The 24,802-nt window shown below is 57.8% G+C and carries 25 protein-coding genes; 10 read left to right on the top strand and 15 right to left on the bottom strand.

Annotated elements, in window-relative coordinates; all coding sequences use genetic code 11:
* Positions 1-448 precede the first annotated feature (448 nt).
* The 3 genes from ACXAC3_RS21250 (at position 449) to ACXAC3_RS21240 (ending at position 4,496) form a co-directional block, all read left to right on the top strand.
* Positions 449-1,834: an AAA family ATPase gene (locus ACXAC3_RS21250; protein WP_475164622.1), complete on the top strand. Its 1,386-nt coding sequence runs from the start codon at positions 449-451 to the stop codon at positions 1,832-1,834.
* Entirely contained in the window at positions 1,827-2,894 is a 1,068-nt protein-coding gene (locus ACXAC3_RS21245; RefSeq protein WP_475164619.1) for a ParB/RepB/Spo0J family partition protein, read from the top strand. Before ACXAC3_RS21250 ends, ACXAC3_RS21245 begins: the two co-directional genes overlap by 8 nt.
* 300 nt (positions 2,895-3,194) lie before the next feature.
* The gene (locus ACXAC3_RS21240) at positions 3,195-4,496 is read left to right on the top strand and encodes a cytochrome-c peroxidase (RefSeq protein ID WP_475164618.1); all 1,302 of its coding nucleotides are present in this window, start codon (positions 3,195-3,197) and stop codon (positions 4,494-4,496) included.
* Here ACXAC3_RS21240 and ACXAC3_RS21235 read toward each other — a convergent pair whose 3' ends face one another.
* Both ACXAC3_RS21235 and ACXAC3_RS21230 read right to left on the bottom strand, forming a co-directional pair.
* Positions 4,497-6,008 (bottom strand): CRTAC1 family protein, encoded by a 1,512-nt coding sequence (locus ACXAC3_RS21235; RefSeq protein WP_475164617.1) that lies wholly within the window; start codon positions 6,006-6,008, stop codon positions 4,497-4,499.
* Positions 5,998-7,215 (bottom strand): ROK family transcriptional regulator, encoded by a 1,218-nt coding sequence (locus ACXAC3_RS21230; protein WP_475164614.1) that lies wholly within the window; start codon positions 7,213-7,215, stop codon positions 5,998-6,000. The genes ACXAC3_RS21235 and ACXAC3_RS21230 overlap by 11 nt, the downstream gene beginning before the upstream one ends.
* Before the next feature lie 151 nt (positions 7,216-7,366).
* Here ACXAC3_RS21230 and xylF point away from each other — a divergent pair, with 151 nt between their 5' ends.
* The 4 genes from xylF (at position 7,367) to xylA (ending at position 11,867) form a co-directional block, all read left to right on the top strand.
* Positions 7,367-8,386, top strand: a complete 1,020-nt coding sequence (gene xylF / locus ACXAC3_RS21225) for a D-xylose ABC transporter substrate-binding protein (protein WP_475164613.1) — start codon at positions 7,367-7,369, stop codon at positions 8,384-8,386.
* Positions 8,387-8,448: 62 nt separating this feature from the next.
* Positions 8,449-9,747, top strand: a complete 1,299-nt coding sequence (locus ACXAC3_RS21220) for a sugar ABC transporter permease (protein WP_475164611.1) — start codon at positions 8,449-8,451, stop codon at positions 9,745-9,747.
* A complete protein-coding gene (locus tag ACXAC3_RS21215; RefSeq protein WP_475164609.1) occupies positions 9,747-10,550 on the top strand; it encodes an ATP-binding cassette domain-containing protein in 804 nt (267 codons plus the stop codon). Before ACXAC3_RS21220 ends, ACXAC3_RS21215 begins: the two co-directional genes overlap by 1 nt.
* Before the next feature lie 9 nt (positions 10,551-10,559).
* Positions 10,560-11,867: a xylose isomerase gene (gene xylA / locus ACXAC3_RS21210; RefSeq protein ID WP_475164608.1), complete on the top strand. Its 1,308-nt coding sequence runs from the start codon at positions 10,560-10,562 to the stop codon at positions 11,865-11,867.
* Between the two features lie 242 nt (positions 11,868-12,109).
* Here xylA and ACXAC3_RS21205 read toward each other — a convergent pair whose 3' ends face one another.
* The 4 genes from ACXAC3_RS21205 to ACXAC3_RS21190 form a co-directional block, all read right to left on the bottom strand.
* Positions 12,110-12,718, bottom strand: coding sequence for a uridine kinase family protein (locus ACXAC3_RS21205; protein WP_475164606.1), 609 nt, complete (start codon positions 12,716-12,718; stop codon positions 12,110-12,112).
* A gap of 152 nt (positions 12,719-12,870) precedes the next feature.
* On the bottom strand, positions 12,871-13,332 hold the full coding sequence (locus ACXAC3_RS21200) for a GNAT family N-acetyltransferase (RefSeq protein WP_475164603.1): 462 nt from the start codon (positions 13,330-13,332) through the stop codon (positions 12,871-12,873).
* Between the two features lie 195 nt (positions 13,333-13,527).
* The gene (locus ACXAC3_RS21195; protein ID WP_475164602.1) at positions 13,528-14,187 is read right to left on the bottom strand and encodes a hypothetical protein; all 660 of its coding nucleotides are present in this window, start codon (positions 14,185-14,187) and stop codon (positions 13,528-13,530) included.
* Positions 14,188-14,220: 33 nt separating this feature from the next.
* Positions 14,221-14,874, bottom strand: coding sequence for a peroxiredoxin (locus ACXAC3_RS21190; protein WP_475164600.1), 654 nt, complete (start codon positions 14,872-14,874; stop codon positions 14,221-14,223).
* A 130-nt stretch (positions 14,875-15,004) separates the two neighbouring features.
* Between ACXAC3_RS21190 and ACXAC3_RS21185 the strand changes: the two genes are divergently transcribed.
* Positions 15,005-15,955 carry an AraC family transcriptional regulator gene (locus ACXAC3_RS21185; protein WP_475164599.1) on the top strand — a complete coding sequence of 317 codons (951 nt, stop codon included), beginning with the start codon at positions 15,005-15,007 and terminating at the stop codon, positions 15,953-15,955.
* A gap of 187 nt (positions 15,956-16,142) precedes the next feature.
* Here the strand turns inward: ACXAC3_RS21185 and ACXAC3_RS21180 are convergent, their stop codons facing one another.
* The 3 genes from ACXAC3_RS21180 to ACXAC3_RS21170 all read right to left on the bottom strand — a co-directional run bounded on the left by ACXAC3_RS21180 (position 16,143) and on the right by ACXAC3_RS21170 (position 18,143).
* Entirely contained in the window at positions 16,143-16,778 is a 636-nt protein-coding gene (locus ACXAC3_RS21180; protein ID WP_475164597.1) for a glutathione S-transferase family protein, read from the bottom strand.
* Between the two features lie 90 nt (positions 16,779-16,868).
* Positions 16,869-17,672: an isochorismatase family protein gene (locus ACXAC3_RS21175; RefSeq protein ID WP_475164596.1), complete on the bottom strand. Its 804-nt coding sequence runs from the start codon at positions 17,670-17,672 to the stop codon at positions 16,869-16,871.
* 36 nt (positions 17,673-17,708) lie between these two features.
* On the bottom strand, positions 17,709-18,143 hold the full coding sequence (locus ACXAC3_RS21170; RefSeq protein WP_475164593.1) for a VOC family protein: 435 nt from the start codon (positions 18,141-18,143) through the stop codon (positions 17,709-17,711).
* Positions 18,144-18,228: 85 nt separating this feature from the next.
* Between ACXAC3_RS21170 and ACXAC3_RS21165 the strand changes: the two genes are divergently transcribed.
* Positions 18,229-19,125: a LysR family transcriptional regulator gene (locus ACXAC3_RS21165; protein WP_475164590.1), complete on the top strand. Its 897-nt coding sequence runs from the start codon at positions 18,229-18,231 to the stop codon at positions 19,123-19,125.
* Between the two features lie 95 nt (positions 19,126-19,220).
* On the opposite strand, the gene ACXAC3_RS21160 is transcribed toward ACXAC3_RS21165, so the two are convergent.
* The 6 genes from ACXAC3_RS21160 to ACXAC3_RS21135 form a co-directional block, all read right to left on the bottom strand.
* Entirely contained in the window at positions 19,221-20,366 is a 1,146-nt protein-coding gene (locus ACXAC3_RS21160) for an ABC transporter permease (RefSeq protein ID WP_475164587.1), read from the bottom strand.
* Positions 20,363-21,289, bottom strand: coding sequence for an ABC transporter ATP-binding protein (locus ACXAC3_RS21155; protein WP_475164584.1), 927 nt, complete (start codon positions 21,287-21,289; stop codon positions 20,363-20,365). Before ACXAC3_RS21155 ends, ACXAC3_RS21160 begins: the two co-directional genes overlap by 4 nt.
* The gene (locus ACXAC3_RS21150) at positions 21,286-22,146 is read right to left on the bottom strand and encodes an HlyD family secretion protein (protein WP_475164582.1); all 861 of its coding nucleotides are present in this window, start codon (positions 22,144-22,146) and stop codon (positions 21,286-21,288) included. Before ACXAC3_RS21150 ends, ACXAC3_RS21155 begins: the two co-directional genes overlap by 4 nt.
* 212 nt (positions 22,147-22,358) lie before the next feature.
* On the bottom strand, positions 22,359-23,249 hold the full coding sequence (locus tag ACXAC3_RS21145; protein ID WP_475164580.1) for a haloalkane dehalogenase: 891 nt from the start codon (positions 23,247-23,249) through the stop codon (positions 22,359-22,361).
* Positions 23,246-23,671, bottom strand: a complete 426-nt coding sequence (locus ACXAC3_RS21140; RefSeq protein WP_475164579.1) for a GFA family protein — start codon at positions 23,669-23,671, stop codon at positions 23,246-23,248. The genes ACXAC3_RS21145 and ACXAC3_RS21140 overlap by 4 nt, the downstream gene beginning before the upstream one ends.
* A gap of 27 nt (positions 23,672-23,698) precedes the next feature.
* Positions 23,699-24,229, bottom strand: coding sequence for a hypothetical protein (locus tag ACXAC3_RS21135; protein WP_475164576.1), 531 nt, complete (start codon positions 24,227-24,229; stop codon positions 23,699-23,701).
* Between ACXAC3_RS21135 and ACXAC3_RS21130 the strand changes: the two genes are divergently transcribed.
* Positions 24,203-24,796 (top strand): TetR/AcrR family transcriptional regulator, encoded by a 594-nt coding sequence (locus ACXAC3_RS21130; RefSeq protein WP_475164574.1) that lies wholly within the window; start codon positions 24,203-24,205, stop codon positions 24,794-24,796. The two genes, ACXAC3_RS21135 and ACXAC3_RS21130, sit on opposite strands and share 27 nt — an antisense overlap.
* Positions 24,797-24,802 lie beyond the last annotated feature (6 nt).

Genomic DNA, 24,802 nt, shown 5'->3' with positions numbered 1-24,802 from the left:
TCCCCAGAAACATCGGGGACAATCCAGGATGCCGAGTCCCAACACCTCGGATCGCGTACAGTTCGATGCCGGATTAGGGTCTAAAAGTCACAGAAAATCAGCAACCTGCGAATCGGAGCCCTTCTTCCCGGATTCGGGCGCTATCTCTCCTGTAAGCGGGTACCTTCAGTCCTGTATTCTGGTGCCTTTCGCACCGGAATCGGGTACCCATTTGTATTTTAGTGTTTGAAATATATCGCCTTTTTGGGAGTAAAGAATCTAAACTCTCTAAAAAGAATAAACTCTTTGTTCTTCCTGGTGTGCTTCGTTCTTTGGGTTTCGTGGCGAAACCGGACTTCTATGGCGAATTCTGTGGAAAACCCGCGTACAGAGGATAGCTTTGAATGCTGATGTTCGCTATATTGAGCTATATACGCCGGTAAGGCGAACATTACCTGAGGCATCGACAGTGAATAAATCTAACCAACCTCCCTTGCCCCCTTACCTGAATCTGGATCCCGAACTCGCGGCGGCAAAGTTGCCCGATCCTATCGGAACCTCACGATTCGCAAAAGCAGCGGCATTCTGCGCCAAGGGGCGTGAAGACCTGGCCCGTCGCGGCTATGCACCCGATGGTGAAAAGCGCCTGCGCCGATTTTCGATCTGGGAAATTACCAAGTACCTGATCCCCATTGCTCCTGCCCATCTCCGACGGGTTCTGAAAGCACATCCCGAACTGCCGCAGGGCGAAGGCGAGGCCGGTTCCAAATGGTTTACGCTGGAAGAGGTTCTGACGCTCAGAAAGCACTTTGCCGCCGAAGGTGTCAGCACCAAGGAATACCTGCCTTACCGGCCGGAGGGACTTCCGGCAAAGGTGGTCGCTGTTGCGAATTTCAAGGGCGGTGTCGGCAAAACCTCGACCGCCGCGCATCTGGCCATGTCTGCCGCTCTGGACGGGTACAAGGTTCTGGTCATCGATCTCGACAGCCAGGGCTCGATGACGTCCATTCTCGGCGGCAATGTCGCTGATGAGTGGCAAACGGTATTTCCGCTGATCGCCAAGGACTATGCCCGGGCGGTGCAAGAGGAAAACCGGGTGCGGGCCGCTGCGGCGCAGCCGGAAATTCCGCTGGATGAAACCCTGCAGGAGGCGTTGAACACCCTGCCCCGCGACGTGATTCAAAAGACGCACTGGCCGAATATCGATCTGATCGGCGCGCAGCTGAACCTGTACTGGGCCGAGTTTCAGATACCGGTTTGGCGCATGGGATTGCGCAGCTGGCCGTTATGGGACGGGCTGACCAACTTTCTGAACGATGAAGGTGTATTGAATGACTATGACATCGTCTTCCTCGATACCCCTCCTGCACTTGGGTACCTAACGATCAACGCACTGGCCGCCGCCGATATCCTGCTGGTGCCATTGGGGGCGTCTTTCCTTGAGTTCAACTCAACGGGGCGGTTTTTCGACATGCTCTACACCACCTTTGCCAGCATTGAGGATGGTGAGAATGCAGCCCAGAGGGCAGCCGGATTGCCGGAGCTGAAGTTCGAGTGGGACGTCGTGAGGGCGATCGTGACCCGGTTTGATGCCAGTCAGCAAACAGACATGGCCAATGTGATCCAGGCCTATTTTGGGGATTTCATGAATGCCTACCGACAGGACTATACCGCGCTGGTCGGTCAGGCGGGGGAGCAGGTCAACGGAATTTACGAAGCGGATTACCGGGACTTCAACCGGGACACTTATGTGCGGGGCCGTGAAACCTTTGATCGGACCTATGCGGAATTCAAAGAGGTTCTGATCGGATGCTGGTGGCGCGACGCACAGATGGGAGAAGAGGCAAATGGCTAAACGCAGAAGACTGACCGCACCGGACACAGCCGAGCTTGAACAGCTTGAAGCCGGTTTCGCCGCGAAACCCTCGATCAGCCCGTTCGAGGGGAAATCGTCGACCCCGCCCATAGCGCAGGTTGCAGCAGAGGCGGCGACCCTGAATGGCATGACAGCCGTGACTGATCGACTGGCGCTGGCGCAGGATCAGGGTGACGCCGCACGTTGGCGTGATGCGCAGGATGCCGGGCTGGTGGCCGAGATGCTGCCCCTTGATCGGATCGACGCCGATTTCATTCGCCGGGATCGCATGGTCGAGGATGAGGAGGCCATGGCTGAGCTTCTGGACTCGTTGCGGGTCCACGGATTGCGCACCCCGATCGAGGTCACACGCGATGGTGACGGTTGGGGGCTGATCTCGGGGTTCCGGCGATTGAACGCATTCCGGCGGCTGGTGGAAACGGACGCCCGGTTCTCCGAGATCCCGGCCTTCATCCGCGATGCGGGATCGGGGCAGGGTGCCTATGTCTCAATGGTTGAAGAGAATGAACTGCGTGCCAATCTCAGCCCGTATGAGCGTGGGCGGATATCGGTTTTAGCGGCGGGGCAGGGAGTATTTGCCACGACCGAGGCGGCGGTCGATGTGCTGTTTGCGGCCGCATCGAAGGCAAAGCGGTCCAAGGTTCGCAGCTTTGCGGTTGTGCACGAGGCCCTTGGCGACTTGCTGCAACATCCCGTCGCGCTGTCCGAGAAGGCAGGATTGAAGCTGGCCGCGGCGTTGCGCGACGGCGCGCAGGCAAAGCTTCGCCAGGCGCTGGCCGGGGCAGGGACGCTGGACCCGAAATCCGAATGGGCTTTACTTGAGACAGCATTGAAGGATGCGCCCGCGCCGGAAAAAGACACGTCGCGCGGAGGCCGCCCGCAACAGGTGCAGCGTCTGGTGTCGGTATCCCTGCAGGGCGGAGGAAAAATCTCGGGTGAAGTTTCTGCAGACGAGTTGCGAATTCGCATTCGCGGTCGGGAGTTTTCGGCCGAAGATGCTCAATCGCTTCTGGAACAGATCGCCGAACATTTCGAGTAGTTTCGCGGCGAAACCGGGTTGGGTGCGGGATAGAGCGAAAGGAAAACAGGGTATCCTGCCACAGTCTGTGCGAATCCTTCGCCCGCGTCTTTAGAGTGGTTTGGTCATCGTGAAAATTGACTTCGCTACCTAGTGCGCAAAAAGAATCATTTTTGCGCACTAGGTTTGACAAGCCCTGACAGATGGGGATGTGGCGTAAACCGCACCGAATCCAATTTTCCCAACGTTTCCGCCGATGACGTGCTCACCTGAATTACTCTACAGTCCAACACAGAGTCCGAAGTCCACCGAGGGAGAGATATGCGGTTCGCGGCAAGAGTTACGGTTTGGGGTCTTATTCTTGCGACTTGCTCTGGCGTCGCTGCCCAGGAATTGGGACCGCGCCCGGAATTTGCCGAGCCCGACTTTGAGGCCGTTGAGTTGGGGCAGTTGCTTTTCTACGACCCGATCTTGTCCGGAAACAAAAACATCAGCTGTGCAACTTGTCATCACCCCGATTTGGGCACGTCAGACGGCCTTTCGCTTGGCATCGGCGAGGGCGGGGTCGGGCTTGGGACAAAGCGCAGGTTCGACCCGGACAACCCGCCGGAACAGCGCATCCCGCGCAATTCCCCGGGCCTGTGGAATCTGGGTGCCACCGAGTTCAAATCCTTTTTCCATGACGGGCGGCTTGAGGCCGACCCGACAAAACCCAACGGTATCCGCACGCCGCTCGGCCAACATATGAGACCCGGTTTTCAATCTGCTCTGGCCGCTCAGGCGATGTTTCCGGTTCTGTCGCCTGATGAGATGGCGGGCCATTATTCTGAAAATGACGTGAGCAAGGCGGTAAGGCTTGGTCTGCTCACGCAGGAGGGGGGTGCGTGGGATCTGATTGCGGCGCGCGTCGCGGCAATCCCCGAGTATCGGGATCGTTTTGCGCGGGTGTCCCCCGGGGAAGAGATCACGTTCACAGCCATCGCCAATGTGATTGCGGATTTCATCGCCTTCGAATGGCGCGCCGACAACAGCCCGTTTGATCGTGCGATGCGGGGCGAGGCGACGTTGCCGGAAGAAGCCCGGATCGGGATGGAGCTATTCTATGGTAAGGCCGGGTGCAGCGCCTGCCATTCGGGCTGGTTTCAAACGGATCACAGTTTTCATTCCATCGCGCTGCCACAGATCGGCCCCGGGAAGGCGGCCAGATTTGAAAACCATGTCCGGGATGACGGCCGCCTGCGGGTGACCGGCAACACAGAGGACGCCTTTACTTTCCGCACACCTCCCCTGCGAAATGTGACCCTTACCGCGCCTTACGGGCATAACGGTGCATATGCGCGGCTTGAAGACATTGTGCGTCATCACCTGAACCCCGCGGATGCGCTGCGCAGCTATTCTCTGGACATGGCGCTGTTGCCGGATTTTCCGGGCTCGGATGATCAACGGCCCCTGATGGATGCCGAGCATGTAGCAGCAATCGCCAGAACCGGGGACCTGACCGAGATCAGCCTGACGGATCGGGAAGTTGACGCGATCCTCAGCTTTCTGGGCAGTCTGGAAGACCCGGCCGTGCGGCTGGGCGTTCCGGACAGCGTTCCGAGCGGTCTGCCGGTCGAGCGTTGATCATCGCTCAATCCGAAGGGTCTGGTCGAGGTCATACTCCTGCCATTCACCGGCTTCGCCGTCGGGCCAGATAATCCGTAGCTCGGCTGTTTCTGCGTCCGCCATCCCGAAATGATGAGGCCCCGCGATGCCACTGGCATGCCCGCCGCCGACTGTGATTTCGCGGGTCTGGACGCCCGATGCGGTTCTGACCTCGATAAAGCCGCCGATGGCGAACCGGTTCGGATGGTGCTGCGCAACATCCACCAACAACCAACCTCCCGTCCCGGGCTGGTTCTGAAAAACCTCAAGTGCCGCGCCGCGATTGACGACCACCAGATCCAGCCATCCGTCATTGTTGAGATCGGCCAACGCCGCGCCCCGCGACTTTGCCATCGACGCAACACCTGATTGAACCGAGGTTTCGACGAACCGCCCATCCGTGTTCTGCAAAAGCAGGTTGTTGGGGTCGCTCAAGGCCGCGTCCGGCATCTGCTCAACATTTCCCTTGGCCACGAAGATATCGTCCAGGCTGTCATTGTTGACGTCGCCAAACTGTGCATGCCAGCCGGTCGATGGGCGGCCATCTTCACCGACATGTGGCCGATGCGCCGTGGTGCCTTTGTCATAGGTCGCATCGCGCCAGGTCGGGCCGCCTGCTTCAGGATCGAACACCTGCAGTTTCTGGTCGCCCATCGATGTCAGATAGACCTCGGGGAAGCCGTCGCCGGTCAGATCCCGAGAGGCAATTCCCATGCCCCAGATCGAATAGGGCAGCCATCCGTCCGCGGGCGCATAAAGAACGGGTATCTCCTCCATCGCCCAAAGCTGTTCCTGTCCGTTCCGCACATAATAGTGGCGGTCATTGCTGACACGCAGGTCCGCCCGGCCGGTCCGCGACCAGTCTGAGAACAGAAGAGACAAAGAGCAATGGCCCGGTTCAAGGGTTTCCGGTTGGCGATATTTGTCCCCATCCGGCCGATACAAAACCGTTGGCCCGCAGGCTTCGAACGGTCCGTCGGGGTTGCTGCGGTCCACATATGTACCGAAGGCCAGCGTGGGCAGGGTCTGATCCGCCTCCCAGGTTGCTGAGAACCCGGTTGTCCAATAATCGCCTGACTGAAAGCCGAGAGCGTCAAAGGGGCTGAATGCGCAATCCGGTGCGCCCTTCAAAAGCAGATCGGCACCGACGCGCAGAACGGCCAGATCCATCAGGCCATCCCCGTCGATATCCAGCGGGTAGGCACCGGTGACACCGGTCAGGGCCAATTGATCCGGGGTGTCCGCGCGAAACGCGACGCCGTCGCCTGATATGTTCCGGAACAGTTTGGATGGATTGGCACCGCCTGCCGCAAAGAGCTCGGGCAGGCCATCCACGTCGCAATCGAAAACGGCCACGCCGCCGCCCACAAAATGCTCCCAGGCGCCGTCATAGACATGTTCCTCTATGTCAACCGGCGTGAATTGGGGGGTCCGGACCTCGGCGCTGGCTGCTGAGGCAAAGGCAATGAGGATAAAAAGTTCAGGACGCATTTTTGGCCAGTTCTTTCACCTTGAGGATCGAGACCTGTTCGATGCCGTATGCCGCTGCACCCTTGGCCCACATCAGGTCGCCCCAGTGATGAACCTTTATTTCCGGCAGCGGGGTGTCAACATTCACCACGCCGCTGCGGATACGGTTCATCACGTCTTCGGAATACAGGTGTTCCAACCCCATCTGCGCCCCGGAAAGAATAATGCACTCGGGGTCAAACAGGTTGATCAGGTTCGAGATTCCCAGACCAAACATCTGGCCCGCTCGAGCAAGGACAGAGATTGCCATTTCGTCTCCGGCGCCGGCCCGGTCGTGGATATCGGCGACCGTACTGGTGTTCTTGCTCTGGTCGCCGACCGTCATTTCCCGGATCAGCGCATAGTCTCCGACATACGCTTCCAGACATCCACGCTGGCCGCATTGGCACAGCGCACCGTCCAGCTGAACTTTGGCGTGCCCAAATTCGGCACCGCAGCCCCGTTCCCCCCGAAACAGCTTGCCGTCCAGCACGATGCCAAGGCCGACACCATGTTCGATCGTGACCACCAGAAAGTTTCTGAGACCCTTACCAAAGCCGAAATGCTGTTCTGCCTTGGCCACGAGGTTGGCGTCATTCTCGATAAAGGCCGGGCAGGGCAGGGCGGTGGACAGCAGCTGGCTGAAATCGACATTTCTTTCCGTCAGGGATGACGACCAGTGCACAAAATTCCGGTTGGCGTCGACAAGACCGGCGACGCCGATTGAGACGCCTGACAGGTTTTCAAGCGTCCCGTCGATCTGGGCGCAGGCTTCTTCCAGCACGGTTCGAATGGTCTTTACGAATACTTCCGGTGTCATCTGGGCGTCGGGCAGCTGATGTTTGTACGAGGTAACAGAGGTGCCTTCGAAATCCACCAGGATCACCGACAAGACGTGACGCGCAACCTTCAGACCCGCGACCAGGTGGGTGCCGCCGTCCAGTTGAAGCAGTACGCGGGGTCGTCCCCTTTTCGCGGTTTTCGATTGCTGTTCACCTTCGATCTCTTTGATCAGGCCGGCCGAGATAAGATCAGCCGTGGCTGCCGTGACCGTCGCCGGACTTGTCTGCAACGCGCTGGCGATGTCGATCCGCGAAGTCGAACCCCTGGTCCGGATGTGTTCCAGAACCCTCAGCCGGGTCACGTTTCGCTGGTCCATGGAGTTTTGAGAATCTTTGCTTTTCAGCATCTTGTTCCCCTGATTCTGGTATTCGCCCCAATTTATTGGGTTTCCGCAGGTTCTGATAGAGTAAATATTTTACTAGCTAAAATAAATATGATATTCAAAATTCTGAGAGTCACGAATCGAGATACGATGGCTCGGCAAACGGGAGGAAGTCATGAAAAGAATTCTCAGCTTTTCGGCTGTGGTTGCATTGTTGGGCTCGACAGCGTTCGCAGAACCGGTCGTCGGCGTCAGCTGGTCCAATTTCCAGGAGGAGCGCTGGAAAACGGATGAAGCCGCGATAAAATCCGCACTGGAAGCCGGTGGCGCCGAGTACATTTCGGCGGACGCACAGTCGTCATCCGCAAAACAGTTGTCGGACATCGAAAGCCTGATCGCGCAGGGCGTGGACGCCCTGATCATTCTGGCGCAGGATGCGCAGGCGATCGGACCGGCTGTTCAGGCCGCTGCGGATGAGGGGATTCCGGTTATCGCTTATGACCGCCTTATCGAAGATGATCGCGCGTTCTATCTGACCTTTGACAATGTCGAAGTTGGGCGGATGCAGGCTCGCGCTGTGTTCGAGGCGATGCCCAAGGGCAATTACGTGATGATCAAGGGATCGCCCACTGACCCCAACGCTGATTTCCTGCGCGGTGGTCAGCAAGAGATCATCGGGGGCGCGGTCGACAGCGGTGATATCGTGATCGTGGGAGAGGCCTATACCGATGGCTGGCTTCCGGCCAACGCCCAGCGGAACATGGAACAGATTCTGACCGCGAACGAAAACAACGTTGATGCGGTTGTTGCCTCGAATGACGGGACAGCCGGCGGCGTCGTTGCTGCACTGACCGCGCAGGGTATGGAAGGCATTCCGGTCTCGGGTCAGGATGGCGACCACGCGGCGCTGAACCGGGTTGCGCTTGGCACGCAAACCGTGTCGGTCTGGAAGGATGCCCGCGAGCTTGGCAAGGCAGCGGGTGAAATCGCCGTCGCCCTGAGCAGCGGCACCAGCCCGTCCGACGTTGATGGTGCGGTAAGCTGGACATCGCCCGGTGGGACCGAGATGAATTCGGTCTTCCTGGCACCGGTTCCGATCACCAAGGACAACCTGTCGGTTGTTGTGGATGCAGGATGGATTCCGCTGGAGGACCTGTGTCAGGGCGTCGAAAACGGACCCGCCCCCTGTAACTGAACCCATCATCCCTGGCCCGCAACGACGGGCCGGGGATATTTGCTGAATTTGAAAGATCGGAAATGACCGAAACTTCGTCTCAGCCGGTACCTCAGAAAGCCAAACCCAGCCTGTTCCAGCAATTGGAACTGGATATGCGGCTATTGGGCATGATCGGCGCGTTTGTCATCCTGTGCATCGGGTTTAACATCGTCACGGATGGGCGATTCCTGACGCCCCGAAACCTGTTCAACCTGTCGATCCAGACGGTATCTGTGGCCATCATGGCCTGCGGAATGGTGTTTATCATCGTCACCCGCCATATCGACCTGTCGGTCGGCGCGCTGCTGGCGACGACTTCGGCGGTGATGGCAATGACACAGACCGAACTGCTGCCGCATATGTTGGGGCTGGGGCTGAACAACCCGGCGACATGGGCGATCACCATAGTCGTCGGATTGTTTGTCGGCACACTGATCGGCGCGTTTCACGGCTGGATGGTGGGTTACCTGACGATCCCCGCCTTCATCGTGACGCTTGGCGGGTTTCTTGTCTGGCGGAACGTTGCCTGGTATCTGACCAGCGGGCAAACGATCGGGCCGTTGGACAGCACATTCCTGATGTTCGGCGGCACCAACGGAACTTTGGGCGCAACGACAAGCTGGCTGTTCGGATTGTTTGCCACGGCCGTCGCCATTTGGGCCTTGTGGAGCGGCCGGCGTGCGAAAGCTGCGCATGGCTTCCCCGTCAAACCCGTCTGGGCGGAATCCACATTGGCGGGCGTCATCGCGGTCGCGATCCTGGGATATGTCTTTATCGTCAACAGCTACTCTATCCCGACCCGCAGATTGCAACGCATGTTTGAAGCCCGCGGCGAAACGATGCCGGAGGGGTTGGTCGTTGGATACGGCATTCCAATCTCGGTCCTCATCCTGATCATTGTTGCGGTGACCCTGACCGTTGTGGCCCGTAAGACCCGATTTGGCCGATATATCTTTGCCACCGGCGGCAACCCGGATGCGGCCGAGCTTTCAGGCATCAACACCCGCCTGTTGACGGTCAAAATCTTCGCCCTGATGGGGTTTCTCTGCGCCGTTTCAGCCGTTGTCGCCTCGGCCCGGCTGGCCAACCATTCCAATGATATCGGCACGCTGGACGAGCTGCGCGTGATTGCCGCTGCGGTTATCGGCGGAACGGCATTGTCGGGCGGCATCGGCACCATCTATGGCGCGATCCTCGGTGCACTGATCATGCAGGCGCTGCAATCCGGGATGGCCATGGTGGGGGTCGATGCACCGTTCCAGAACATCGTCGTCGGCAGCGTTCTGGTGCTGGCCGTATTTATCGACATCGTCTACCGCAAGCGATTGGGGGCTAAGTGATGCAGGTTCAGGATACGAAAAAGACGCCTTCGAACACCGGTCGCGGGTCAGGTGCCGCACCCCTGGTCGAAATGCGCGACATCTCGATCTCATTCGGCGGTATCAAGGCGGTCGATCATGTCTCTGTCGATCTCTACCCGGGTGAGGTTGTCGGCCTTCTGGGGCATAACGGGGCGGGGAAATCCACGCTGATCAAGGTTCTGTCCGGTGCCTATCAGATGGACCACGGCGAGATTCTGATCGACGGCAAACCGGTTGAGATCGGCAACCCCCGCGATGCGCGGGCCAACAATATCGAGACGATCTATCAGACGCTGGCTTTGGCCGACAATCTGGATGCGACGTCAAACCTGTTCCTGGGGCGCGAGATGACGACGCCCTTCGGCCTGGTCAACGACGCCGCGATGGAGGCCGAGTGCCGCAAGATCATGGCGCAGCTGAACCCGAATTTTCAGAAATTCAACGATCCTGTCTCGGCCCTGTCCGGCGGGCAGAGGCAATCCGTCGCCATTGCCCGGGCTGTCTATTTCAACGCGCGCATCCTGATCATGGATGAGCCCACCGCGGCCCTGGGACCGCATGAAACGCAAATGGTGGCCGACCTGATCCACCAGCTCAAGGCGCAGGGTATCGGGATCTTCCTGATCGACCATGATGTGCACGCGGTCATGGAACTGTGCGACCGCGCGTCAGTGATGAAAAACGGCAAACTGGTGGGAACGGTCGATATCGCCGACGTAACAGACGACGACCTGTTGTCGATGATCATTCTCGGCAAACAACCAGGTCAGAAAGCAGAGTAGGGGGCAGGAATGACAAGCGGTTTCTTCGAAGGGATCGAAAAGGTCCGGTATGAAGGCGTGGACAGCAGCAACCCGCTGGCCTTTCGCCACTACAACCCGGACGAGGTCGTCATGGGCAAACGGATGGAAGACCACCTTCGGTTTGCCGTTGCCTGGTGGCACTCCTTTGCCTGGGAAGGCGGCGACCCCTTTGGCGGACCCACGTTCGAACGCCCCTGGCATCCGCAGGACGACATGGGCCGCGCCCGGCTGAAGGCCGACATCGCCTTTGAGATGTTTGAACTTCTCGGCCAACCATATTTTTGCTGGCATGACGCAGATATCAGACCCGAGCAGGGCAATTTCGCCGACAATCTGAGAACGCTGGAGGAAATCACCGACTATATCGGTGAAAAGATGCAGACGGCAGGAACAAAGCTTCTGTGGGGTACGGCCAATTTGTTCAGCCACCGCCGCTGGATGTCCGGTGCCAGTACAAATCCCGACCCCGAGGTTTTCGCCTTTGCAGCCGCGACCGTGAAATCCTGCATTGACGCGACCCACAAACTGGGCGGCGAGAACTATGTGCTGTGGGGTGGCCGCGAAGGGTACGAAACCCTGCTCAACACGGATATGAAATCCGAACTTGATCACATGGGACGCTTTTTGAACATGGTGGTCGAGTACAAGCACAAGATCGGGTTCAGCGGCACCATTTTGGTCGAACCCAAGCCGCAGGAACCTTCGAAACACCAGTATGACTACGATGCCGCCACCTGCATCGGGTTCCTCAGAAAATATGGGCTGGAAGATGAGGTGAAGCTGAACCTAGAACAGGGTCACGCCATCCTTGCCGGCCATAGTTTCGAGCATGAAATTGCCGTGGCGACGTCCGAGGGAATGCTGGGTTCGATAGACATGAACCGCAACGACTATCAGTCAGGGTGGGATACAGATCAGTTCCCGAACAACACGCCCGAGGTTGCGCTGGCGTATTACCACATTCTCAAATCGGGCGGGTTTACCACTGGCGGAACGAATTTCGACGCCAAAATACGCCGCCAGTCAATTGATGCCGAGGATCTGGTTGCCGCGCATATCGGTGGCATGGATATCTGTGCCAGAGGGCTGAAAGCCGCAGCGGCAATGATCGAAGACGGTGGACTGGATGCTGCGTTGACAAACCGGTACGCAGGTTGGACCTCAGCGGAAGCACAGTCCATGCTGTCCTCGGGCCTGGAAGACATCACCGCGCGCGTCCTGTCGCAGAACATCAACCCGGCTCCGCGATCGGGGCGTCAGGAAATTCTGGAGAACTATGTGAACAGGTTTGTCTGATCGCCGTCAGTTGCCGCGCGCTTTTTGGTTGATGGTGGCATTCGTAAACCAACTAAGGGCAGAAGAGAGCGGGTTAGCCGAACCTGCATGTCGACATGGTGTTTATCCCTGATGAAATCGACCGCACGAAATGACGACTGAAGGTCCCTGGGTCATCGCGTTTTTTGCCCGTTTGTTCCCTTGGCAGACGTGAGTTCAACGAAAACTCATGGCGGCGGGCAATCATACGATCTGCAAAAAACCTAATTCTCGATGATCAAATCAAAGTCGTCGGCGGCAACCCGATTGGCAAAATACCAATCCTCGGCCTCGTGCCACTGCTTTTCCCAGGTACCCAGTCTGCCTTCGCGCACTGTCATCCGCCTAAGTCTTTCGGTTCTGCTAAGTCGCACGAGCACCGACAAGTCTATGAGATCACGCAATTCGGGACGCGCTGAATATACGCCCTCCAGAATGACAACCGATTTGTTTTGCAGAGAAATTCTGTGGGGTATGCGCGAGCCATCGAATTTCTCCCAATCAAACCGGGAGTAGTCACAGGCACCTTTTTCTTTGAGCGCCTTGATCACCCGGGATTGAAAGCGCCAGTCGATACACTCGTCTGCAAGGATCTGAGGCGGGTCGCTTCTGATTCCAATACCGCCGGCAAAAAAGTCGTCCCCTTCGATAATCACTGCATCAAGTTCTGGGCCAAGCGTTTTGGCGATGGTCGACTTGCCGGACCCGCTTTTGCCGTCAATTGCGATGATGATCGGTGAGTTTTGTTTATGGGCAATTACCAGCCCATCTATGCACCCGACAATTTCGCCGATGTGGTCGGGAAATCTGAACATGGTCGAGCCTTTTCTCATCCAAGACGCTCCGGTTGGCGGTTCCGTCTAATCCTCCGGCAGGGCGTGAACCGCGGGCTAAAGTTCAGGCATTCATCTGACAGGATACAGAACATTCAAAAGTTTCTCGCCTGAGCTGGAATCCGACCCTAGTCCCAGCTCCCAACAACGTTTCAAGTTTCGCCTGTTTCGAAAACAAGGCGGGGCAGGTGCCGCCCCGGAACGGAGCCAGACGGTACGCTGCCCGATTCCACGCAGCCCATTGTCTTGTAAAAAGGAACGGCATCCGGATCGGCCTCAACAATCATGCACGAAGCATGTCCGAGTCGCGCCTTGCGCGCAGCCCATGCAAACAGACGACGCCCGATACCCTTTCCCATATGCGCGGGATCAACAAACAGCTTTTCCAGATGGCAATTCCCGGCGCTGACAGAAACCTGCGCCACGCCGGTGATTTTGGCGCCGTCCACGGCCAATGTGACTAAATCGGTGGCCAGGTCTTTTTGCGTAACGGTCAGTTCCTCACGGCATGCGCGCAGGAAATTCGCGTCATATCCCCAATGGGCTTTGGAACGAAGGCACAAGTCAGATACCGCCTTAAGCTCACTTTGTTCGGGGGAACGCAGTTTCGTCACCTTGGACCCTCCTTGTCGATTGTTGGGCTTGGTTGCATTTCGAAGCAATATTACTGGCGCATGACGCGGCCATCGTGCTGAGTTTGGCCGGGGTTGCTCGGGCCGCCAAAATATCCGAACAACCCCGATCATCGCAGATTTCAATTGCCGGGCATTCGTCGGCTTAGTCTGGCCGCATGATCACCCATTAACCCATCACGATTTTTGGGCATCCGTGGATGGCGGGAAGATCACCGTTTGCTGGTTGGAACAATCGTAGTAACCCACCAGCCCGTCGCCTCTGGCCGTCTCGGGCACGGTATAGGAAACGCTTTCATCCGTGCACCCGGCCCGGAACGTCGACAGCATCTGACGCTCATTGCCCATTTGCAATGGTCCGTGGTCGCGCAACACAAGATGGATTTCCGCGTCTGAATGGACAAGCCCCGTTCCAAACCAGGCGTTTGGCAGGTTGCCCAAGGGCTGAAAGGTCGCGAACCGCGCATGTCCGTCGGGGTCCGCGATGGCCCCATCGGCAAGCCCGAGATCCGAGCCCACCTTGTCCGGAGACCCGAGAACATCCGTGCTGGGGCAGGGCGTCGCGCTGCAGTTTTGCGGCTGATTGATCGCCACAAACCACATCGTGTAGGCATGGCCGGGTGTCAGGTCCGTGGATTTTACATCAACAAATATCCCCTGTGCGGACCGAACCATGGTCGCCGACGCGCCGTCGACCACTCGGACTTCGCCCTGCGACCGGTGTGTGTTTACACTCGCATGCTGCATGCTCAGGTCCATCGCGTGGGTTTGCGTTGCTGCAACTGCGGCGAAAATGCAAAGGACCTGCGGCAGTCTGAAATTTGACGGGTTTTTCATGGTAACAATTCCTTTCAATCAAAGTCAGGCTGGTTATTGCGGCTGATCGACCACGCGCATGTAGGGTTTGATTGTCTGCCAGCCCTGAGGATAGCGCCTGCGCGCTTCCTCATCTGTGACCCATGGCAGGATCATGACCGGGTCGCCGGGGTGCCATCCCGCCGGCGTGCCGACATCGTGCCGCGCGGTCAGAAGGATCGCGTCGATCACCCGCAGCACCTCTTCGAAGTTCCGGCCTGCCGTCATCGGATAGGTCATCGCCATCTGAAGCCGTTTGTCCGGTGAGATCAGAAACGTGCTGCGGATGGTGAACAGGTCTTGCGCGGTTCTGCTTTTCAGGTCGAATTCCGCAGAGGCCGGGATCATGTCGTAGAGCTTGGCGACCTTCAGATCGGTATCCGCGATAATCGGGTATCTCGGGCGCGCGCCCTGGGTTTCCTCGATGTCGCCCGACCATTTGATGTGGTCTTCGACGCTGTCCGTGCCAAGCCCGATGACCTTGACGCCCCGTTCGGTGAAGTCAGCATGGTACCGCGCCATCGACCCCAGCTCGGTCGTGCAGATCGGGGTAAAGTCCTTTGGGTGACTGAACAGCAGGCACCAGTCCGTTCCAATCCAGTCGTGAAACCGGATTTCACCCGCTGTACTTTCGGCGGTGAAGTCCGGAACAATATCTCCAAGTTTCATTGTCGTTCCTTTCTGTGTCTGGGCTGTTCGATTGCCCGAGGCAGAGGTAGACCTTTGCGAAAACCTGATGAATGATCGTCTGACCGGATTGCATTGCCGATCTGCCGGAAATCGGGTGGCGAGGGCTGGAATGGATGCGTTATCAGAAATTCTGCGGGCTGCACGGCTGACGGGTGGCGTGTTCCTGCATGCTGAATTCAGCGAACCCTGGTGCGTTTCTTCGGCGCTGAAAGCGTCCGATTGCAGCCATCTTCTGGGTCCCGCCGATCACATGGTGCTTTATCACTACGTTCTTGAAGGCTGCCTGACCGTGGTTGACCCGGACCACAAGGCGCATGTCTTTTTGCCGGGGCAGGCGGTCATACTTCCACGCAACGATCCGCATATTCTGAAAGGGCAGATGGCAGCCGCGACAGTTCCTGCCCTGGATGTCACAGACCAGAGCCGACCGGGCGAGCTTATGGTCATTCGCCACGGCGGCGGGGGCGCGCAAACGCGAATTGTCTGCGGATTTCTGGGTGGGCAGGGGCTGAGAAATGATCCGCTTCTGTCCGCTCTGCCACCGGTGTTCCGCTATAACGGTTCCGACAGCCGGTCCGGTCGCGTCGTGGAAGCTTCGTTGAAGTTCGCGGCGACAGAGATTTCCGAAGGAAGGCTGGGATCCGAGGCTGTTCTGGCGCGGATTTCCGAGCTCTTGTTTGTCGAGGCCGTCCGGGATCATATCTCGAATTCACCAGCCGACGGTCTGCTGGCGGCTTTGAAGGATCGCGCCGTCAGTACGGCGATTGGGCTGATCCACAGGTATCCCGGGGAACGCTGGACAATCGAATCCCTAGCCCAGAATTGCGCCGTTTCCCGTACGGTACTCGGTGAACAATTCAATCGGTTTTTGGGCTGCTCGCCCGGAGAGTTTGTGCAAAACACCCGCATGCAACTGGCAGCGCGCGACCTTGCGGAACAGCAACTGAGCATCGCCGATGCCGCGGCGCGGGTCGGCTACGCATCAGAAGCCGCCTTCAGCCGGGCCTTCAAGCGCCATTTTGGCACGCCCCCATCTGAGTGGCGGAAAAGCAAGACGTAGGTCCGGGCGATGACCTTTTTCGGAAACTTACAGGTTTGAAAAGGTGGCGTTTTTTGCTGCCATCGTGTCCAACGGCGTTGGGACGCAGGCGTTCCGTTCGGAAGCCTCCACGCGGATCGGGCGATTCAGCAGCGGCAAATCGCCCGAAAGCGCGGCCAGGGGGTAGGCCGCGGGGTGGCGGCGGGGGTCAGGCCGCCAGTTTGACTCTGGGGGACGTTCCCTGCGCCTTGTGAACGGCTTGCACGGCAGGGTCTGCCGCGAGTTTGCGGATCACGCGATCAATGTTCTGATATTCGGAGGTTGATTTATCAAAGCCATAGGCCCAACTCGCCATCGGATACAGAAAAGCGTCCGCCACGGATTTTTTGCCGTCCACCATCCAATCGCGACCCTCCAGGTGCTGGTCGATCAGGGTCAGTGCCTTGTCGACAAGCATATGGCTGGCGGACTGAACGGCGGCGTGCCCGCTTTCGTCAGTGGTAAACCTCATCGGCATAAAATGCGGCCAGAAATAGGGATGCAGCGTACCGGACAAATAGACCAGCCATTTGTGCAATTCGATCCTGTCGGGCGAACCGGCAGCCGGACCGATTTCGGCATCCGGGTTCTGGTCTATCAGGTAAAGAAGAATGGCCATACCTTCGGGCAGGGCGAGGTCTCCATCCACCAATGTTGGCACCACCCCGGACGGGTTCAGCTTCATGTAGTCCGGTGACTTCATACCTGCAAAATCGAGATGCTCGACGTCGTAAGGCTTGCCGATCCATTCAAGGGCAATATGCATCGCAGTGGCACAGGTGCCGGGTGCCGAGTAAAGTTTCATACCGTGGTTTCCTTGTTTTGATTAGGGGCGATCGTGACGTTTTGTGGTTCGAAGCAGGGCCAAGCCACATGACCTGACCCTGCCATTCCTTCAATTCCACTCGGCGTTGGGGTCGACTTTGAACAGATGCTCCATGAAAATCGGGATCAGCCCTTCGGTGTTTGCCGAGCGCGCGTGATCGCGGGAAAGCTCAGCCGGAACCACGTTCCAGGTAATCGGCTCGACACCGGCGGCGATCATCCGTTTCATCCCGTTCTCATGGCTTTTCTGCGAAATACTTCCAACGGTGTCTTCGGGGACGTAGACGTCATACCCTTCCCGTTCGGCTTCGATAGCGGGATAGGCCAGGCAAACATCTGTCCACAGCCCGCCCATGATCAGCTTTCTGCGACCAGTGGCCTCTACGGCCGCAACAAATTCCGGCTCTTCCCAGGCGTTCACATTTGTGCGGTCGACAAAAACAGCGTTTGGAGCCAGTTCGCCAAGCTCTTCGATCATCGGTTCATACCCTTCGTAACCGACGGACACGTGGCTGAAGATGATCGGGATGTCATAGAGGACGGCCGTCTTGATCAGCCCGGTCGTGTTGTTGATCAGATCCTCATGATCAATGCTGTTGACGCCACGCAAGATGGGCGGTTGGTAGTCGATCAGGATCAGCGCCGAATTCAGTGGCGACAGAAACGGATCTTCGCTGGCTGGACGTATCGGCGTGCCTTGGTAACCTTCGGGGTATTGACCGATGCGGTCCTTGGTCTGGATCATCGTCTGGGTCGCAAAGCGCTCCAGGCGTTGGGCGCGCAGCGTGTCGGAGGATGCGACATCCGCGATGGCAGATCCTGCGGTCAAAGTGGCTATGGCCACCAGTGTGGTTGTTCGGATGAGGTTGTACATGATTTTCCTTTCTGCCCGGGTCCTACCCGGAGTCATCTATTCTGCGTGAACGTGTTCGGCGATCAGTTGCGCGACCGAGGGGCCGGGGCCGACAAGCTCCAACACGTTGCGGTCGGGATCGCGGATAAAGATCGTCTTGGTGCCGCGAAACTCGCGGCGCCCGGTGATCGCAATTTCGTTCTGAGTGACGAATGCTTCGGTTGCTTCGGCGTCCTTTACCTTTAATGCGAGGTGCGTGATGCCGGGGTATTTTTCGGCCTCGTCCATCAGGACGTTTTCTCCGGCTTTGGCCGTTGCAGGACCGAGCAGGTTGATGTTGATGCCGGACGGGTGCAGCATCACCAGCGGATGGCCCGCGTCATAGCCACCATCGGCGATCAGCTCGAACCCGAGTAGTTCATAAAAGGCAACAGACGCGTCGCGCTCGCTGATCCGGATACCGATGTGATCGAAATTTCTGATGTCCAACATGGCATAGCCCTTTCCTTGCTTGCCACGAAGGTAGTAGGGCCTGTATTGAACTTTAATAGCGCAAAAAGAACGGCATCTTTTCCAAATGGATTATAGTAAGGAACTTTTTGACGGCATGGTTCTGTTCTGCGCGGTTGTGGAACAAGATGGTATGAGCGCGGCAGCCAAGCGGCTGGGACACACGCCCAGCCATGTGAGCAAGGAAATCGCCCGGCTGGAGACCCGGCTGGGAACCCGCTTGCTGAACCGGACGACCCGCAGGATCAGCCTTACGGAATCCGGTCGGATTTACTATGAAAACGCCTTGCGGATGATCAATGACGCGCACGCCATGCAGGACCGATTGCAGTCAATCGGAGACCGGCCGTTCGGAGAATTGCGGATGAGCGTGCCGGTCGTCTTTGCGCATGGCTGGCTCAATCAATGGCTGCCCGAGTTTCTTGAGCGATGTCCGGATGTCGATCTTCATATCGACATTTCTGAGCGGCATGCAGATATGATCGGCGAAGGTTTCGACCTTTTGGTGCGTATGGGCGTGTTACCGTCCACTGACCAGATATCCCGAAAGCTGTTCCAAACCCGGGGTCTTACAGTTGCGTCACCCGCCTACCTGAAACGGCATGGAACGCCGGTTCACCCGGAAGAGTTGCGAGATCATGCGCTCATTGATTTTTCCTTTCACATGAGAAATCAAACCTGGAGCTATGCCGGTCAGGCAGGAGAAATTTTCACTGTGCCTGTTTCACCAAGAGTTCGATGTGATGATGCACATACCGAAAAAGCCCTTGCTATCGCAGGCAGAGGGATCACGCGCCTTCCCGAGGTTGCATGTCAGGTGGAACTGGATGCCGGTAATTTGGTTCCAATTCTAGTTGAATTTGAGAAACCTCCGCTCGGTGTCCACGTGATTTACGCAAGCCGCGACAACCTGCCGGCCAAAACCCGTGCGATGATTGATTTTCTAGTGGAGAAAAGCCGTTAACGACAGGCTGGCACGCCGAGCCGGGCGCGGAAAGAAAATTGCGCAAGACGGGAAAAGGGTCCTTCGCTTTCAGCTCAGAAAAGCTGGGCCACTTGCTAACCCAACCGTTTCTTGAACCTCAGGGTCGCAGCAACCAACCCGAAGACAGCAAACCCGACCATCCAGAGGATTTCCCAGCGCAATTCATACAGCGAAGCGTCACGCAGAACGACACCCCGGATCATATCCATGAAATGGGTTGCGGGCAGAACCTGTGCGATGATCTGGACCGGTTGCGGCATGCCGTCGAAGGGAAACATGAACCCGGACATCAGGATTGACGGAAGCAGAACGAAGATCGTCATCTGCATCGACTGAAGCTGGTTCTGGGCGAGAGTGGAAATCACCAGCCCCAGCGACAGGCTGGCGATGATGAACAGCAGTGTCACCACCAGCAGCGTGCCCAACCCGCCATTTATCGGGACATCAAACAAAAGGTGCCCAAGACCCAGAATGATCGCGACCTGCACAAGCCCCAGAAAGATGTAGGGTATGATTTTGCCGATCATCAGTTCGATCGATCTGATCGGCGTGTTGATCAGCATCTCCATATTGCCGCGTTCGCGTTCCCGGACGATAGCGGCCGAGGTGAACAGGATCATTGTCATGGTCAGGATGACGCCCACAAGCCCGGGAACAATGTTCACAGCGGACCGCTGTTCGGGATTGAAATAGAGCGTCACTTCGAAGGTGGGAACCTGCCGGTTCGGCGGTAGTTTCAGTAACTCGGTCAGGGGCATCATCCGCAGGGATTTGATGGCACTGGCGACCATCGTGTCCGAGCCATCCACGATCCAGTGGGCGACTGGCCGGCTGCTGGTCTGATCAGTTGCGTTGGGCAGGCCCAGCCCGACAGAAGGGCTGCGTGCGACGCGGTTGGCCACATCAGGCGGAATGATCAGCGCAGCGCGCACACGTGATTCCGTAATCGCGCGTTCGGCATCCTGCGGGGTGGTCAAATCTTCGGTAATTGTCACCACTTGCGTGGCCTGAACCAGCTGCGCCAGCGTTCGGGACAGCTCTGTCCGGGATTGGTCCACAAGCGCGACGGGCACGTGGCGCAGGTTGGTGTTGATCGCATAGCCGAACAGCAACAGCTGGATCAACGGGATCATGATAACCATCGCAAATGTCATCCTGTCCCGCCGCAATTGAAGCAGTTCTTTCTTCAGAACGGCGGTGATGCGACGCGGAGAAATCATGACTCCGGCCCTCGCGTTGCGCTGACAAACACGTCTTCGAGGTTTGGTCGCTGCGGCGTCAGGGACAGGTCCGGAAATGCGTCCAGCCGGGTGTGCAGCATGTCCACCGGTTTCGGTTCGGACTTATCCACCAAAACGCGCAGCCGCGACCCGACCTGCGCGGTCGACAAAACCTTGGGCGTGCCATCCAGCGCGTGCTTGACCTTTCGCAGGTCCGGACCTTCGACTTCGACGACGTCGGCCTGCAGATCATCCATCAACTGACGCGGGGACCCGTCGGCCTTTTTTACGCCGTGCTGAAGAATGGCCAGACGGTGACAGCGTTCCGCTTCGTCCATGAAATGGGTGGACACAATCATGGTTGCACCCTGATCGACCAGATCGAACAATTGCTCCCAGAAAGTCCGGCGTGTTTCCGGGTCGACCGCCGATGTCGGTTCATCCAGAAACAGCAGTTTCGGTCGATGCATGACGGTTGCCGCAAGGGCCAGTTTCTGTCGCTGGCCGCCACTCATACTGCCGCTGAGCTGATGGACATTCGCCGTCAAATCATAGGTATGCAACAACTCTTCAATTCGCGTTGCCGCGTCTTTCGGGTGGATGCCGTAGATTTCCGAAGCGAACCTGAGGTTTTCCAGCACGGTCAGGTCGCGGTAATAGGAAAAGATCTGGGTCATATACCCGATTTCGTTTTTCAGGGGCTCTGCCGCCTCGGGCATGGAGCGTCCCAGAACCGAGATTGATCCGCTGCTGGGCGTCAGCAACCCGGTCAGCATGCGCATTGTCGTTGTCTTGCCGCAACCGTTGGGGCCGAGAAATCCGTAAATCTGTCCGGTTCTGATCTCCAGATCCAGATTGTTGACCGCTGTATTGTCCCCAAACTGCCGGGTCAGCCCCTGCGTCGTGACGACGACATCCTTCATGGCATGCGGACCTGCACCGGCACGCCAGCAGGTAAATCCGGAGATGCGGCTGGCAGGTCAATTTCGGCCAGATACACAAGGCGCGTCCGATCATCCTTGTTCAACCCGTAATAGGGCGTGAACGATGCGTCGTCGCTGATCCACCTGACGATGCCTTCCAATGGCGCCTCAAGCCCGTCAACGCGCACCTCAAGTGTGTCGCCCGGCTTCAGACTTACGCGATGCGGTTCCGGAACGTAGACGCGCGCATAGGGTACTTGCCCACTGACCAGCACCGCCACCGGGCTTCCTGTGGTCACACGCTCTCCGAGGTTCCAGGGGAGCGAGTCCAGCACACCGTCGCGGGTCGCAACAACGGTCAGATCGTCCAGAACGGTCTGTTCCGCATCAACCAAAGCCTCGGCCGCCCGCACATTGGCCTCGGCCACGGCGAGGTCTTCGGGTCGGGTGCCGTTTTGCAGTTCCTTCAACGACTCCCTCGCGCTGGACAGTTCGGCCTGCGCGGAATCGCGCAGTGCCAGATCATTTGCCACCTGCGCTTCGGTTACGACCGAGTTTTCGACCAGTTTCGCGTTTCGGAGGTATGTTGCCTCGGCATCGGCCAATCGCGCGACTGCGCCGGCGACCTTGGCTTCGGCGATGGCGATTTCTTCCACGCGCGGGCCGACCTGTAGCTTCAGAAGCGTGGCCTGTGCCTTTTCAAGCTCGGCCTGCGCCAGATTCAGCTTTGCGGTCTGCAAGGTGCCATCGAGTTGAACCAGCGTATCACCGGCTTTGACGACAGCCCCTTCGGCTACCGGCAGATCCACGACGATCTCGTTGGCCGTCGCGGTCAGGGCCACACGGTCACGAGCCAATATGCCCAGAGCCAAACTCGTATCGGAACCGGAGCATCTGTCCAGAAAAGCTGGCAAAACCGCTGCGAGTATCAAGGGTATTGGGATCGTCATATTCAGCAAGGTTCAACTCCCGTGACCGGCCTCTGGTCGTGTTGAGGCAGTTATCAAAGCATACAATCAGGAAATCCAATTTGTATATGCGGTCCGGCCGACACCCGCGCCGCCCATGCTCAAACGGCAAGATGACTCAGCCAATCCTCCAGCTTTTCGCCGATCAGATGCGGATTGTCTTCCTGAAGGAAATGGATACCTGCGCCGATATCCACCACCTCAAGATTTTGAATAGTCTGACGACACCAGGCGACCTCGTCAGGGCCGATTGTGCCGCCGGGCGTGGCGTGGAACATCAGCATCGGGGTCCGGGTTTCACCGAGCCAGCGGCTATAGCGGCTGACGATGTCATGAACATCCGTCGGTGTTCCGTCGATCGGAATCTCGCAGGGCCAGACCCGAACTGGTTTGCGGCTGCGGGCGGTGGGGAACGGGGCGCGGTACTGCTCCATCTCTTGCGGTGTCAGATCACGCACGATGGCGCTTGGCAGTATCTTGTTTACGAACATGTTCAGGCCCGAGATCATCACCCATCCCAGCGCGGGGGTCCGCATCATACGAAACCCGGCGCGGAAATCGGGTGGGAATCCAGCCCAGGTCATCGGCCGGATTACAGCCTCCATGAACGCGATGCCGCGCACGTTCTCCGGGTGCCTGCAGGCATAGTGAAACCCCAGGGCCGAGCCCCAGTCATGGATGACAAGCGTGACGTTTTTCAGCCCCAACGCGTCGATGAACCCGTCCACGAACGGGACGTGGTCGACAAAACGATAGGGAATGTCAGGCTTGTCGGACTTACCCATGCCGATCAGGTCCATCGCGATGGCACGATGCTGCCGAGCAGCGTAAGGAATGATATTGCGCCACAGATAGGAGGAGGTCGGATTGCCATGCAGAAACAGAACCGGCGCGCCTTGGCCTTCGTCGACATAGTGGATGCGCTGCCCGTTCACCTCGACGAATTTGGATTCAAACGGAAAATCGGGTGAAATCGCCTGTTCAGTACTCATTGAGCCGTCCTTTTGGATTTTCGTGTCTCTTCGATCATACCCAGCGCGTCATCGTACCACGCGGGCCGGGACGCCCATCCGGCAATCGTGTCAACGGGGCCGGATGGCGGGCGGGTCAGACTGCTTACGGGAACGACAAGAAACCTCCCATTCTGCGTCTCGAAGGGCAGGGATGTTCCGCAGAACCGGCAAAACACCCGCCGCACTTGAGAATTGGGTGCGTCGAAGGATGTCAGCACGTCTTTACCCTCAAGCCATTCGATTTGATCGGGCCTTGTGAACGCATTTGCAACATGGGCTGATCCCGACGCTTTTTGACAATAATTGCAGTAGCATAACTTGAACGCGGTCATGTCATCCTGCACCCGAAAGCGTACCGCGCCGCAGATGCACTGCCCGTCTATTCCACAGCTATTGGTCATCGGTACGCCTCGTGCTTTGCGATTGCTTCAGCCGCGATTCGCAAAATACGCCCGCACAGATGCGGTAAAGGTCAGAGCCATGCTGATGATCGCGATCACAAAGCCGATGATCGCGGTCGCCGGGATCGAAACCAGAAAGTCTACGGCGATCGCTGCGCGAATGCCGATCATGCTGCGCTTGAGGATGGACGCGACAATGCAGGCAAATGTCAGCATGTACCCCAGCATCGTATACAGCATCAAATTGGCCGCTGGCGTGCCTGCCAGTTCTCCGACCTGCAGCCCGAAAAATTTGAATGCGGCGAAAAAACCAAGGGCGAGCAGGATTTTGAGCGCGTTCAGAATGAAGATGACGCGCAAGGTTACAGGCTTTGTTGCCCCGGGTGTCGGGTCGATGGCGGCCATTTCAAATCTCCCTTTTTTGTTGGAACGGCGTTGCGCCGAGTATTTGCCGCAGCGCGCCCGGAATGCTATCCATGTGGATAGAAACCAATTACTATCCACATGGATAGAAAAATCAAGGAGATTTCTGTGGCGCGTAAACGCAAGACGGATCACGACAGCGCGGTGGCGGGCGCGCTCGACCTGTTTTGGCGGCGTGGATATCACGGTGCCAGCACGCGGGAACTGGAGCAGGAGACGGGGCTGACCCGCTTCACGCTGCAAACCACCTATGGCGGGAAAGAGAAGTTTTTCTTAAAGACATTAGATACTTACCTGGACAACGCAGAGGCGCGGCACTTCCCCGACCCTGACACCTGTTCGCTGGATGATCTGGGCAACTGGTTCAGAGGCATAGCGTCGCGCGAACGCATGCCCAGGATCGACGATGCCGGATGCCTCGCCTTCAATTCAATCAGCGCATTTGATCGCTCGGACCCGGAGATTAACGCCCGAATCGAGAGATACCTGAACACGCTGGAAGGCCGGTTTGCTGAGATCCTGAGCCGCGCAAGAACCGAGGGCGCGATCCGGACAGAAGTCGATCCGGATGAATCTGCGAGGCTGCTCATAAGTATTTTGTTGGGGCTGCACACGATTTTGAAGGCGCGCACATCGGATCAGTTCCCCCAAAGTTACGCCGAGGCAGCGGTTGGGCTCATCGAAGGATGGAAGGCTTGTTAGACCCCG

It is taken from the genome of Ruegeria sp. ABV4_181 (assembly GCF_056158465.1).
Note: the sequence above shows the minus strand (reverse complement) of the source record. Positions and strands in the feature narration are given on the sequence as shown.